The organism is Dermacoccus sp. NHGro5 (assembly GCF_017565385.1).
Taxonomy (GTDB): Bacteria; Actinomycetota; Actinomycetes; order Actinomycetales; family Dermatophilaceae; genus Dermacoccus; species Dermacoccus nishinomiyaensis.
In genome coordinates this window covers 1-12,332 of sequence record NZ_JAGEKQ010000012.1, presented here as the reverse complement: position 1 = coordinate 12,332, position 12,332 = coordinate 1, and the positions used below count along the sequence as shown (strand labels likewise).

11 protein-coding genes and 2 pseudogenes are annotated in these 12,332 nt (G+C 69.6%); 7 read left to right on the top strand and 6 right to left on the bottom strand.

Features of this window, described 5'->3' with window-relative positions:
- Positions 1–64 precede the first annotated feature (64 nt).
- Together J4Z35_RS06325 and J4Z35_RS06320 are read left to right on the top strand one after the other, a co-directional pair.
- Positions 65–931 (top strand): ArgP/LysG family DNA-binding transcriptional regulator, encoded by an 867-nt coding sequence (locus J4Z35_RS06325; RefSeq protein WP_062256063.1) that lies wholly within the window; start codon positions 65–67, stop codon positions 929–931.
- A 146-nt stretch (positions 932–1,077) separates the two neighbouring features.
- On the top strand, positions 1,078–2,268 hold the full coding sequence (locus J4Z35_RS06320) for a CopD family protein (protein WP_062256061.1): 1,191 nt from the start codon (positions 1,078–1,080) through the stop codon (positions 2,266–2,268).
- Between the two features lie 173 nt (positions 2,269–2,441).
- Here J4Z35_RS06320 and J4Z35_RS06315 read toward each other — a convergent pair whose 3' ends face one another.
- A complete protein-coding gene (locus tag J4Z35_RS06315) occupies positions 2,442–2,675 on the bottom strand; it encodes a hypothetical protein (protein WP_143181244.1) in 234 nt (77 codons plus the stop codon).
- Positions 2,676–2,985: 310 nt separating this feature from the next.
- Between J4Z35_RS06315 and J4Z35_RS14700 the strand changes: the two are divergent.
- A pseudogene (locus J4Z35_RS14700) lies at positions 2,986–3,369 on the top strand (maltose acetyltransferase domain-containing protein).
- Between the two features lie 7 nt (positions 3,370–3,376).
- Here the strand turns inward: J4Z35_RS14700 and J4Z35_RS06305 are convergent.
- The 4 genes from J4Z35_RS06305 to J4Z35_RS06290 all read right to left on the bottom strand — a co-directional run bounded on the left by J4Z35_RS06305 (position 3,377) and on the right by J4Z35_RS06290 (position 5,905).
- The gene (locus J4Z35_RS06305; RefSeq protein WP_074040474.1) at positions 3,377–4,429 is read right to left on the bottom strand and encodes a nitronate monooxygenase; all 1,053 of its coding nucleotides are present in this window, start codon (positions 4,427–4,429) and stop codon (positions 3,377–3,379) included.
- 45 nt (positions 4,430–4,474) lie between these two features.
- Positions 4,475–4,735 carry a hypothetical protein gene (locus J4Z35_RS06300; RefSeq protein ID WP_038569802.1) on the bottom strand — a complete coding sequence of 87 codons (261 nt, stop codon included), beginning with the start codon at positions 4,733–4,735 and terminating at the stop codon, positions 4,475–4,477.
- 172 nt (positions 4,736–4,907) lie between these two features.
- Positions 4,908–5,492, bottom strand: coding sequence for an MFS transporter (locus J4Z35_RS06295; protein ID WP_074040473.1), 585 nt, complete (start codon positions 5,490–5,492; stop codon positions 4,908–4,910).
- On the bottom strand, positions 5,492–5,905 hold the full coding sequence (locus J4Z35_RS06290) for a DUF3592 domain-containing protein (RefSeq protein WP_074040472.1): 414 nt from the start codon (positions 5,903–5,905) through the stop codon (positions 5,492–5,494). The genes J4Z35_RS06295 and J4Z35_RS06290 overlap by 1 nt, the downstream gene beginning before the upstream one ends.
- Positions 5,906–6,291: 386 nt before the next feature.
- Between J4Z35_RS06290 and J4Z35_RS06285 the strand changes: the two genes are divergently transcribed.
- Entirely contained in the window at positions 6,292–6,555 is a 264-nt protein-coding gene (locus J4Z35_RS06285) for a hypothetical protein (RefSeq protein WP_143181535.1), read from the top strand.
- Positions 6,556–7,181: 626 nt separating this feature from the next.
- On the opposite strand, the pseudogene J4Z35_RS14810 reads toward J4Z35_RS06285, so the two are convergent.
- Positions 7,182–7,382, bottom strand: a pseudogene (locus J4Z35_RS14810) (hypothetical protein); the annotation flags it as partial.
- A 204-nt stretch (positions 7,383–7,586) separates the two neighbouring features.
- Between J4Z35_RS14810 and J4Z35_RS06275 the strand changes: the two are divergent.
- From J4Z35_RS06275 to J4Z35_RS06265, 3 genes are all read left to right on the top strand, one after another.
- Entirely contained in the window at positions 7,587–10,286 is a 2,700-nt protein-coding gene (locus tag J4Z35_RS06275; protein WP_074046074.1) for an excinuclease ABC subunit UvrA, read from the top strand.
- A gap of 155 nt (positions 10,287–10,441) precedes the next feature.
- On the top strand, positions 10,442–11,011 hold the full coding sequence (locus J4Z35_RS06270) for a DUF308 domain-containing protein (protein WP_006945042.1): 570 nt from the start codon (positions 10,442–10,444) through the stop codon (positions 11,009–11,011).
- Between the two features lie 245 nt (positions 11,012–11,256).
- On the top strand, positions 11,257–12,108 hold the full coding sequence (locus J4Z35_RS06265) for a PIG-L family deacetylase (RefSeq protein WP_038569789.1): 852 nt from the start codon (positions 11,257–11,259) through the stop codon (positions 12,106–12,108).
- Positions 12,109–12,332 lie beyond the last annotated feature (224 nt).

Below are 12,332 nucleotides of genomic sequence, written 5' to 3'. Positions count from 1 at the left end.
GCGTGGATGAAGGACAGTTCATGAAACTGAAGGTACTTCAGTGCTGCTTCACTAGGATGGCCCCATGAAACTGCGTGGCGAGTGGCTCGAGGCGCTCCTGGCCTGCGTCGACGAGGGGACGTTCGACGGGGCGTCGGCCGCGCTGCGGGTATCGCCGTCGGCGATCTCGCAGCGCATCAAGGCGCTCGAACAGGCAGTCGGGCAGGTCGTCCTCGCGCGCACCTCGCCCGTGCGCGCCACCGCCGTCGGGGAGGTCCTGCTGCGCGGAGCGCGGCAGCGGGCTCTCGTCGACGCCGAGTTGCAGCGCGCGCTCGGTTCGGCGGCGCCGGGCCGGACGCTGCCGGGTGACGTCGTCGACCTGCCGGTCGCCGTCAACGCTGACTCGCTCGCGACATGGTTCGTCGAGGTGCTCACCACGGTGGCCGAGTGGGGTGACGCGCGGCTGCGGGTCTTCGTCGAGGATCAGGATCACTCGGCGCGGCTGCTGCGCGAGGGTGCCGTCCTGGGTGCGGTGACGGCGAGTTCTGCTGCGGTGCAAGGATGTTCGGTCAGCGAGCTGGGCGTCATGCGCTACGTACCGCTCGTGCGTCGCGACCTGTGGGAGCGCTGTTCGGGGCGCCTTGCCGAGCTGCCGACGCTGCGCTTCAACGACCGCGACGACCTGCAGCGGCGCATCCTCGCCGATGTCGGCCTCGAGCCGCGCGTCGAGCATGTCGTCCCGTCCGCCGAGGGTTTCGCGGCCGCGGTGCGGGCCGGCCTCGGGTGGGGCATGGTGCCGGAGGGGCTCGCGGGCGGGGACGATCACCTCATGCGCGTGCCGGGCGTCGGCGACCTCGACGTGCCCCTGTTCTGGCAGTGCTGGCGCCTCGAGACTCGCGCGCTCGCGCGGCTGACGGATGAGGTGACGTCCGCGGCGCATCGGTTGCGGTGATCGCTGGCGGGCGCCCCATTCGTGCGTCCTGGTGCGCTTCGGGGATGTCGCGGCAGGAGCGATGACGGACCGCCGGACGGATTTTCGTCATTTCATGTGGGCCAGATCGACACCAGCATTCTGAGTAAGGTTAGGCTCACCTCACTATGAGCATGGTTGTCACGGCTACGGCCCTCCCCGATGTCATCCCGCCGGTGTGGCGGATCCTCACGAAGTTCGCCTATTTCATGGGCCTGGCCTGCGCCATCGGCGGCCTCTGGACGTACCTGAGTGTCGTCCGGCCCGCCGTCCGACGCGACACGACGGTGAACCCCGATGACGCGGCGCTCCTGACGCGTCGTGCGCTGCGTCTCGCAGCCGTCGGCACGATCGTCCTGCTCGTCGTCGCCTGGTTCCAGCTCGCAGCCCGTGTCGCGCGGGCCGGCAAGGGGATGGCGTACGCCGACGCGCTGCGCCCGTCGGCCGTCGCCGATTACCTGACGAAGCCCGCCAAGGCCGGCGAGTGGATCTCGACCGGTGCGCTCGTGACCGTCGCCAACGTCTGCATCGTGCTTGCGGCGCTCGTCCTGCTGCCGATGCTGTTCGGCCGGATGCCGCGCTGGTCGCACGCCGCCGCCGTCGCCGCCGCAGGGCTGACGGTCGCCGCCTCGCTGGTGCCGTCGATCCCGACGAAGGCCGTCGAGTTCGGCGACGTCGTCGCCAAGATGCTCATTCAGGCGCACATCATCGGGGGCTCGCTCTGGGTCGGCGGGCTCATCGCGCTCGCGCTGCTGGCTCGCACGCGACGCCATCTCGACGTCAGCGCCGGTGACGTGTGGGCACGAATCTGGGCGCGGTTCGGCGTGCTCGCGCTCGTTGCCGTCGGCATGGTGCTCGTCTCCGGGGCGTGGCTGACGTACCGCGAGGTCGGGGCGTGGGAGCAGTTCGTGACGACGCCGTTCGGGCGCTTCCTGCTCGCGAAGATCGTCCTCGTCGTCGGTCTCGTCGCCGCCGGGGCGTACAACCAGCTCGTCCTCATGCCGAAGATCGCCCGCGCGCAGCGGGCGGGGCGCGGCAGCAACGTGTTCACGTACGTCCTCGTGACGTTTCCGCGCGTCGTGCTGACGGAGGTCGTCCTCGGCATCGGCGTCCTCGCGATCGTGCCGTTCCTCAACGGTTCGGCGCGGGCGCAGGCTGCCGGCCACGAGATCGAGGGGCCCGTCATGGACGGCCGTCTCTTCAGCGCCGGTCTGCTGCTCGTCGCCACCCTTGCAGCGTCGTTCTACGCCACGGCGAAGGCGTCGGACGGCCTCGGCCGCCGCGACCTGACGGGGGAGGGGGTGGCCGCCACGAGCTGATCCGTACCGCACACGCCGAACGACCGCACCCAAAGGTTGCCACCTTCTCTGATCGGGTGCGGTCGTTCCATGTCTGCAAGCGACGGGGGCTCGCAGGCGCGATGACGGAGTGTGGCGATCACGGGCGGCCCGGATGCTGTCTCAGCACGGCACGGATCGCCGAGCCGCGCAGTTCACGGCGTCGTCGGCGTCTGCCCGGGTGCGTAGGTCGTGTATCCGGACGGGATCGGATCGCCGCTTTTGACGCACGTCTGCCCGGGCCCGTCTCCCTTGTCCTTGACGGGGTAGGAGCCGCTCGAGCAAACCTTCTCGTCGATCGGATTGCACGCCGAAACGGCTGTGAGCCCCGCGGCGAGAACGACGCTGACGCCGATTGTGCGGAAGAACCCTGCGCGGAAGAACGTCATGATGCCTGTCACCCCTGTCATCGAGGGCCGCCGGCTGCGGCCGTCGTCAGTACAGCACTCAGACGGGCCCGTGGCGTGAGTAGTTCTACCCGGTTCATCGGGTACTCCCCGTCGGCGGGCCGGGTCTTGACCGTCATCGCCTATCGGGATGACGGTGGTGATCTGCACCTGATCAATGCCTGGCCCGCGACCGCGGCCGTCCTGAAGATCTACCGAGAGGAACGCGAGCCCCAACCGAGCCGAGGTCTACTCCGCGCCGCCGTCCGCTAGCGTCGAGGCCGTGACGAACTCGCACCCCGACGAGCGCTCCATGCGCGAACGCATGCTGGCCGGCGACCTGTACCTCGCCGACGATCCGCAGCTCGCCGCCGAATCGGATCGCGCGTAGCTCCTCACGCATCGCATCAACACGATGGACCCGACGGCGCACGACGAGCGACGCGCCCTGCTGCGCGAACTGTTCGGAGCCTTCGGGGACGACAGCGAGATCCGACCGCCGCTGCAGGTCGACTACGGCTACCGCACGACGATCGGGGCGCGCACGTTCGCGAACTTCGGCTTCGTGTGCCTCGACGTCGCCGAGGTGACGATCGGCGCGAACACCGTCGTCGGTGCCGGCTCGATCGTGACGAAGGACCTGCCCGCGAACGTCGTCGCCGTCGGCAACCCCGCGCGCGTCGTCCGCGAGATCTGACGGCGCGTCAGCCCTCGCGGCCCGCGAGCCAGCGTGTGATGCGGCCCGCGTCACCGTCGATCATGCGCCCCGGCATCGCGGACGCCGTGCGACGCCACCCGGCCCCGGCCCACAGGTGCGTCCACTGCGGGTCGCCCGCCTCGGCGGCGGCGCGACGCAGCGGTGCGAGCATCCGGTTGACCTCCGGGTAGGCCGACGGCGCGACGTTCTCGACGCCGTCGAACATCGACATGAACTCGTTGACGAGACCGCGCGCGAACCGCCCCGAGAAGGCGCGCGTCAGACCCGTATCGGTGAAGTCGTCCGAGGCGAGCGCCGCACGATGCGTCGCCGACGAACCTGCCGACGACGAGCGCAGGAACGCCGTACCCGCCTGCACCGCAACGGCGCCCATGCCGAGCGCCGCGACGGTGTCGTCGGGCGTCGCGATGCCGCCGGCCGCGAGCAGCGGCACGTCGACGGCCGCGCGGATCTGTTCGAGCAGATCGGGCAGGGGTGCCTCGTCGGGGTCGGCGTGCAGGTCGAACGTGCTGCGATGACCGCCAGCGTCAGGGCCCTGGACGACGAGGAAATCCATCCCCCGTGCGACGGCGGTGCGCGCATCGTCGAGGCACGTGACGGTGGCCCCCAGCGAGGAACCCGCCGCATGCAACGCGGTGACGTCGGCGTCGGACGGCAGCCCGAACGTGAACGTCACGACGTCGACAGGATGCGCGACGAGCCACGCGACCTTCGCGGCATAGTCGTCGTCGTCCCACGTCGGCTCACCGAGCTCGACGTCGAAACGCTCGGCCACGGGCTGCATCTTCGCGCGCAGCGACGCGAGGGCCGCGGCATCCGTGCTCTGCGGCCCCGCGATGAAGAGGTTGACGCCGGCAGCGACGCCCGCGTCCTGAATGTCACGGACCTCGTCGGCCAACGCGTCGACGTTCTTGTTGCCGCCGGCGAGCATGCCCCACCCGCCGGCGCGCGATGAGTCGATGACGAGCCGACTCGTCGAAGGGCCGCCCGCCATCGGCGCGGCGATCACAGGGAGCTCGAGACTCTCGAAGGAGAACATGCCGGCAGTCTTGCATCCGGCACCGACAACCTCGTCGGGGTGAGCTCAGGCCGCCGGTGCGTTGCCGGCGCGACGCTGCTTGACGGGGGCGTCCCCGCCGGTCTCGACGATCTGGCGCACCCACTCGGGCGCCTCGGTGCCGCGCGCCTCGTGCGCGGCGATGACGCGGGCGGCGCGCTCGCGGCGCAGGCGTCGCTTCGGGTCGGTCGCAGGCATGTGCTGGGCCGGGCCGAAGCACGAGACGCCGATGTACTCGAGGCGCCAGGCGAATCGGTAGCCGAGGCCGAGGCCGGTGTTGTCTCGCATCGCATCTCCCGAAGTGTGGGCGCAGCGCGCCCCGTCGTTTCGCGCGGTCGCGCGAAACTTGCCACCCTCAAGCCTAGGGGGTTCGGCCTCCGAACGGTGGGCGCCCGAGGGGGCCATTGGTCCTGACCTCCTGCGTGGCCGTGCATGGCAAAGCTCTTTGCCCGAAAACGCGTCAGGGACGACTCGATTCCGGGCGATGTTGTTGCGCGAGGGCCGCGATGATGCCGCTCGCGACGCGCCACCCCAGATGGTCGCTGACGGCGGCGACGAACGGCGGCCCCGCGACGACGCCGACACTCGCGCCGAGAAAGGCGCTCGCGACTGATTTCGCCTCGGCGCCCCGGCGCGCGAGACTCGCCGCGGCCACGGGCACGACCGCGAAGATCGCGTCATGCGCGGCGGCGCCGATGAAGCGCGCGATCGTCACGACGAGCAGGCTCGGCGCGAGCGCCGCCATCGCCATCGAGACGAACAGGGCGAGCAGGCACGCGACGATGACGCGGCGGCGCGGCATACGTCGCGTCAGCATGACGAGCGGGATGGCGGCGACGCCGACACCGACCGCGTACCAGGTCACGAGGCGTCCGACGGCGGCGTCGCTCTCGCCGAGGTCGCGCGTCATGTCGGGCATCGCGCCGACGGGGTACATCTCGGCGGTGAGGAACACGAACAGGCCTGCGGCGAGCAGGAACAGGCGCGTCGCGCGTAGCTGGTCGTCCGTTGGCGAGGTGGCAGGGGGCGCCTGCGTGCCCGTCATCAGGTGAGGACGGTGATGATGGCGAACGCGCCGAACACGGCGAAGAAGAGGCTGATCGCGGCGAAGCACCCCATCGTCGCGAGGGTGCCGCCCGACGCCTTCGGCACGGCGTGCGCCGGGTCGTGCGGGTCGACGAGCAGCGGCAGCGTCTGGCCGTCGCGGCCGTTCGTGCTCATGCCACCCGTCGGGGTCTCGAGGAGCTGACGGGTGCCGTCGGGCGCGGTGTAGCGGATGCGTGCGAGCGAGTTCTCGCGCCCGTCCTTGCCGGTGCCGAGACGCACATGACCGTCGACGACGGGCCAGCTGCGACGACGAATCGCCCCGGCGATGCCCTTGCCCAGCGCCGCGACGAGAGCGAGCCCGAACACGAGCATGACGACGCCGGCGGCGATGGTGGCAAATTCGCTCTTCACGAGGGCGAGCCTACGTGGTTCATGACGGTAGAGAGCTGCCGGCTGTCTCGGGAGGCCTTCGTGGGGTCGAGCGCTGAGGCGGCGGGGCCGATCGCACTGCTTCCCCGGAGCAGGGCTGAGCGTTGGACGGTTCACGAGGCCGGGCGGTTGGCCCGCGTGCGCCCGGTGACGCTGCGCCTCTGCTCTGCCGCCATGGGCCTGCGCTCTCCGTTCTGCCTGATTCGCCCTCCGAGTCGCGGGGACGCCTATCTCCTGCCTGATGATCGTGGTCGAATCGTGCGCGCGTCGTAGGCCATGGCTGAGTCGCGGGGCGGTCTGCGACGCCCGTAGGTACGCCACAAGAGCGTCACAGAAAGCCCATAGACACCGGGCGTTGAGTGAACGTCATGAACACCACGAAGCACACCAGCCAACAGTCCACCTCGATCTTCGGCTCCCTCAAGTCGCTCGGACGCGGCATCGCCGTCAGCTCCGCCGTCGCCGTCATGGGCATCGGCACACTGAGCGTCGCCGACGCCTCCGCCGCGGGCGTCGCGACGGGCGTCCGGCACGCGAGCACCGTGACGTCGACGACGAACGCCGCGACGAGTCTCGAACTCGACCGCCGCGCCGCCTACGTCATCCGCAGCGGCAAGATCGTCGCCTCCTGACGGGGCCCGACCCCGCCGACCCCACAGACCTCCTGCACCGGTGAGTCACGCAGATCGTGACGCCGAGATGAGCGCCCCACACGCCGCGCGACGTTCGTGGTGTTCGGCGCGCACCGGGGCGCCACCACGCCGGATCGCAGGAACCTCGTGACCGATCGACGTCCATCTCCTCGTCGTCGGCGCGAATCGCGAGCGGATGGACTACCGCTCGCCCACGACACCGGCTAGGGCCACCTCCCCCTCCCCACGGCCCTGGCCGGTGTCTCACCGCTCACATTTCGCAGAAATTTCGCCCCCAAGACTGTTGCGAGGTTAAGTCCTGGGTAACAATGGGTGAAGCCCCCGGCAACCTGATGACCCCAGAGCACCAGGCGGTCGGGGGATCCAAGCCTCTTGAGCGAAGGCCCTCACCGCGGTGGGGGCCTTCGTCGTGCCTGCCCCGCTCAGCCGGCGGCCGCCGTTTCGAGGTCGGCGAGGACCATTTTCGTCATCGAGAACATCGCCTGTGAGACGCGTGCGACGACGTCGGGGTCGGGCGTCTGCATCAACTCGGTGAAACGGCGCGGAATGATCTGCCAACTGACGCCGAACGGATCCTTGCACCAGCCGCACGGGCTCTCGGAGCCACCGTTTGCCGCCAGGCCGTTCCAGTAGTGATCAACCTCGTCCTGTCCGGCGCAGGAAACCTGGAAGCTGAGGCCTCCGTCTGTGGAAAGACCGGGCCGCCGTTGAGCAGGGTGAACGGATGGACGTCGAGCTCGACCTGCTCGAGCATCACCCGCCCGGCGCGAGAGGCGTTGGGCCCAGGGTTTTCGGGTCGTCGGGATGGCGGACGGTGTCGACGCGCCGCGAGTTCGGGAACAAGGAGAGCTAGAGCTCGGCGGCCGGTTCCGCCGTGTCGTCGAGCCAGATGCAGGGTGTGATGTCGGTCAAGCTCGCAGTCTGGCACCGACCTCCGACAACCGGGTGTCGGCGTCTCGAGATTCCGCGGAACTCCGGGGTTGTCGCCGCCGGCGGGTAACGTCGCAGGCGTGAATGAGGAGCAGGCATCAACACTCGATCAGGCGGAGCCGAGCGCGTGGCGTGACGGCGTCGTCGTCCGCGGCGCGCGGCAGAACAACCTCAAGGACGTGGCGCTCGACCTGCCGCGCGATTCGATCGTCGTGTTCACCGGTGTGTCCGGTTCGGGCAAGTCGTCGCTGGCGTTCGGCACGTTGTTCGCCGAGTCGCAGCGGCGCTACCTCGAATCCGTCGCGCCGTACGCGCGGCGCCTCATCGATCAGGCGGGCGTGCCGGACGTCGACGTCGTCGAAGGCCTGCCGCCGGCCGTCGCACTGCAGCAACAGCGCGGTGGGGGCGGCGCGCGCTCCGATGTCGCGACGGTGACGACATTGTCGAGCCTTGTGCGCATGCTCTACTCGCGCGCCGGGTGGTATCCGCCGGGGCAGGCGATGCTCTACGCCGAGGATTTCTCGTCGAACACCGTCCAAGGGGCCTGCCCGACGTGCCACGGCATCGGCCGTGTCTACGAGGTCACCGAGAAGAGCATGGTGCCGGATCCGTCGCTGACGATCCGCGAGCGCGCCGTCGCGTCCTGGCCCGTCGCGTGGGCGGGGCAGAACCAGCGCGACATCCTCGTCGCGCTCGGCTACGACGTCGACACGCCCTGGAAGGACCTGGCGAAGAAGGATCGCGACTGGATCCTGTTCACCGAGGAGCGCCCCAGCATCGGCGTGTACGCGGGCCTGACGCCGAAGCAGACGAGGCGTGCGCAGAAGCAGGGCATGGAGCCGAGCTATCAGGGCACCTTCATCGGAGCGCGACGCTACGTGCTCGACACCTTCGCCAACGCCAAGAGCGCCACGACGAAGAAGCGCGCCTCGCGCTACCTGACGAGCGAGCTGTGCGGCACCTGCCACGGCGCCAAGATCAAGCCCGAAGCGCTGTCCGTGACGTTCGAGGGGCTCGACATCGCCGCCTTCTCGCACCTGCCGCTCGAGCGCCTCGCCGAGATCGCGCGCGCCGTCACCGCTGACGACTGGAGCCCGGCCGAGGCCGCGCACCAGGACGATCACGTGCACGACGCCGAAGCTCGGGAAGCGTCGACGCAGGCTCGCGTGGCAGGTGGCGGAGCATCGCACGATGCCGCGCCCGACGTGCGGCGCACGCCAAATCTTTCGGTCGAGAAGCGCGCGGCAGCGCAACGTCTCGCAGCCGACCTCGTCACGCGCCTGCAACCGATGATCGACCTCGGCCTGGGCTACCTCTCGCTCGATCGCACGACGCCGACGCTCTCCGGCGGCGAACGTCAGCGCCTGCGCCTCGCAACGCAGCTGTCGTCGAAGCTGTTCGGTGTCGTCTACGTGCTGGACGAGCCGTCTGCCGGGCTGCACCCGCGCGACCTCGACGCGCTCATCGGCATCCTGCACGGGCTGAAGGAGCGCGGCAACAGCGTGTTCGTCGTCGAGCACTCGCTCACCGTCATCCACGAAGCCGACTGGCTCGTCGACATCGGCCCCGGAGCCGGTGAGCAGGGCGGCCGAGTGCTCTACAGCGGCACGCCGTCCGGGCTCGCTGACGTCGCCGAGTCCGAGACCCGCCGCTACCTGTTTCCCCGCGACGACGACGCCCCCGGCGCCTCTTCGCGGCGCTCGCCCCGCGAGCCGCAAGGCTGGCTGGCGTTCGCGGACGTGACGCGCAACAACCTGCAGGGCCTCGACGTCAGCTTCCCCGTCGGATGCCTGAGCGCTGTCACGGGTATCTCCGGCTCGGGCAAGTCGAGCCTCGTCAGCCAGGCGGTGCCTGCGCTGCTGCGCGAGCACCTCGGCAGCGGCGGCGCTCCCGAACCCGAGCTGACGGGTGACCCCGAGACCGATCTGCTGCTCGGCGACGACGTCGATGACATTCGCGGACGCGTCACCGAGGCGCCCCCGGGCGTGCGCCGCGTCGTCGTCATCGACCAGAAACCGATCGGACGCACGCCGCGCTCGAACGTGGCCACCTACACGGGCCTGTTCGACCACGTCCGCAAGCTCTACGCGGCGACCGACGAGGCGAAGCGCCGCGGCTACACGGCGGGTCGATTCTCGTTCAACGTGCCCGGCGGTCGTTGCCCGACGTGCGAGGGGGAGGGCAGCGTCATGGTCGAGCTGCTGTTCCTGCCGAGCATCTACACGCCGTGCCCCGACTGCCACGGCACGCGGTACGAGGCGAGCACGCTCGAGGTGACGTGGCACGAACGCTCCGTCGCCGACGTGCTCGCGATGAGCGTCGACGAGGCGCACGCGTTCTTCGACGGTGAAGACTCGATCCATCACAGCCTCGCGGTGCTGCGCGACGTCGGCCTCGGCTACCTGCGGCTGGGGCAGCCCGCCACCGAGCTGTCCGGTGGTGAGGCGCAGCGCGTCAAGCTAGCCTCCGAACTGCAGCGCGCCTCGCGCGGAGACACGCTCTACGTCCTCGACGAGCCGACGGCCGGCCTGCACCCGGCTGACAGCGACCGCCTCATGCGCCACCTGCAGGGCCTCACCGACGCGGGCAACACCGTCGTCATGGCCGAGCTCGACATGCGCATGGTCGCGCAGGCCGACCACGTCATCGATATGGGGCCGGGCGCGGGCAAGGACGGCGGCCGCGTCGTCGTCGCGGGGTCGCCGGCCGACGTCGCGGCAGACGACAACAGCGCGACGGCGCCCTACTTGCGTGAGGTGATCGAGAAAGTCCTGCAGTGACAGCTCGGCCGCGAGCTATGGCCTGGGCCGGGTGAGTCTGTAGGGCATGTCCTGCTTCCAGGGTTCGCCCATGAGCTTGTGGGACAATCGGGATGTGGGGCGGGAGGCACACACCGAGCGCTTTCTCGTGACCCACCCGTCGCGAAGGAGTTACTATGAGCCTCGAAGGCACCATCGTCGAGACACCGCTGCATCGTCTCGCCTCGCACGCGTGGAAGGCGATCGCTGGCGTCGGCGCTGTGAGCATCATCGTCGGTCTGATCGCCCTGATCTGGCCGGGGCCGACCACCGTCGTCATCGGTGTGCTGTTCGGCATCTTTCTGCTGCTGAGCGGCCTCATGGGGCTGTTCGTCGGGTTGGCGGTGCCGATGCCGGGGTTCGTGCGCGCTGCATCCTTGCTCGTGTCCGCGTTGTCGGTCGTGCTCGGTCTGCTCTGCTTCCGCAGCGAGACGCACTCCGTCACTCTGCTCGGGCTGTGGATCGGCATCGGCTGGATCATGAACTCGATGACGATGCTCGCCCGCGGCCTTTCGACGAAGGGCCAGGGCCGCGGGTGGGTCATCGTCTCCAGCGTCATCGGCATTCTCGCGGGCATCGTGCTCGTCGCCTCGCCCATCTCGTCCATGGCGACCCTCGTCTGGATCGCGGGTGTGTTCCTGCTCGTCACCGGCATCGTCGAGATCATCCGCGCGATGCAGCTGCGTCGCCGCGCACGCTCCCTCTGACGAGCCTCGTCCTCGACGCGAGAGCCCCCCGGCGCACGAGCCGGGGGGCTCCGGCGTGTTCCCGGCGGGTGCGGTGGCTGGTCACGTGACGCAGACGGCCGCCCGGTAGGCACGCCCTCGATCGTCGCAGCGCCGACTCGTGGAGTGCACGCAGGCCGGGATCGCGGGTCGCCGCGGCCACAGATCGTCCTCGCGCGCCGGTCACGATTGCGGTTGATGCCGCCCGATGGCGGAAACTATGGGGCGTGTCGACGATTCTCTTCTTCCACGCTCACCCTGATGACGAAGCGAGCCAGACCTCGGGGGCGATGGCGCGAGCCGTTTCCGAGGGACATCGTGTCGTCGTCGTGTATGCGACCAACGGTGATCACGGGGATGCCCCCGACGACCTCGCGCCCGGCGAGAGCGTCGTCGATCGACGACGCGCCGAGGCCGCCGGGTCGGCGCAGGTGCTCGGCACGGCGCGCGTCGCGTGGCTCGACTACGCCGACTCCGGCATGATGGGGTGGGAGCAGAACGCTGGCGAGAAGGCGTTCCACGGCGCCGACCTCACCGAAGCGGGCCAGCGGCTCGCCGACATCCTCGACGAAGAGGCCCCCGACGTCGTCGTCGGTTACGACTGGCATGGCGGGTACGGCCACCCCGACCACGTCAAGGTGCACCCGGTGATGCACCGGGCGCTCGAGCTGACGCGCGCGACGCCGAGGCTTTTCGAATCGACGATGAACCGCGATCGCATGCGCGTCATGTATCGCAAGGCCGTCGAGGCGGGCGTCTACCCCGAGGGGGAGGGGTTCAACCCCGATCAGCCCATGGACGACGGCAACCCGCTCGGCCTGCCCGAGCGCGAGATCTCGTTCTACGTCGACGTCACGCCCTGGCTCGAGAGCAAGCGCGCGGCGCTCGCAGCGCACGCCTCGCAGTCGGACGCGCGCGGCATCCTCGAGATGCCTGACGAGGTCTTCCCGCTCGCGTTCGGGCGGGAGCACTACGTTGACGTCGCGGCGATGGAGGCGTCAGGCATCCCGTCGCTCGACGGCCACGCCCACGGCGCGCGCCCCGACGGCGAGCCGCTGCCGGAGGGCTGGTTCTTCTGAGCCCCCGCTCCCTGCACCCATCTGCGATTTTCGTTGACATCTGCGATTCTCGGTCACATTCGTCGAGGTGACCGAAAATCGCAGATGGGGACGAAAATCGCAGAAGTGCCCTGACTGTCAGCCTGGGTGTGAGTCACTCAGGAGGTGGGTATGCGCAGATGGACTGCGGAAGAGAAGACCGCGTTGGTGCAGCAGTATGTGGCGTTGCCGCATGGCACGAAAGC

What these genes read in the sequence shown, in the direction of transcription:
- J4Z35_RS06325 (WP_062256063.1), top strand. Translation starts at nt 65, where the DNA reads ATGAAACTGCGTGGCGAGTGGCTCGAGGCGCTCCTGGCCTGCGTCGAC.
- J4Z35_RS06320 (WP_062256061.1), top strand. Translation starts at nt 1,078, where the DNA reads ATGAGCATGGTTGTCACGGCTACGGCCCTCCCCGATGTCATCCCGCCG.
- J4Z35_RS06315 (WP_143181244.1), bottom strand. Translation starts at nt 2,675, where the DNA reads ATGACGTTCTTCCGCGCAGGGTTCTTCCGCACAATCGGCGTCAGCGTC.
- J4Z35_RS06305 (WP_074040474.1), bottom strand. Translation starts at nt 4,429, where the DNA reads ATGTTCTCCTTCGAGAGTCTCGAGCTCCCTGTGATCGCCGCGCCGATG.
- J4Z35_RS06300 (WP_038569802.1), bottom strand. Translation starts at nt 4,735, where the DNA reads ATGCGAGACAACACCGGCCTCGGCCTCGGCTACCGATTCGCCTGGCGC.
- J4Z35_RS06295 (WP_074040473.1), bottom strand. Translation starts at nt 5,492, where the DNA reads ATGACGGGCACGCAGGCGCCCCCTGCCACCTCGCCAACGGACGACCAG.
- J4Z35_RS06285 (WP_143181535.1), top strand. Translation starts at nt 6,292, where the DNA reads ATGAACACCACGAAGCACACCAGCCAACAGTCCACCTCGATCTTCGGC.
- J4Z35_RS06270 (WP_006945042.1), top strand. Translation starts at nt 10,442, where the DNA reads ATGAGCCTCGAAGGCACCATCGTCGAGACACCGCTGCATCGTCTCGCC.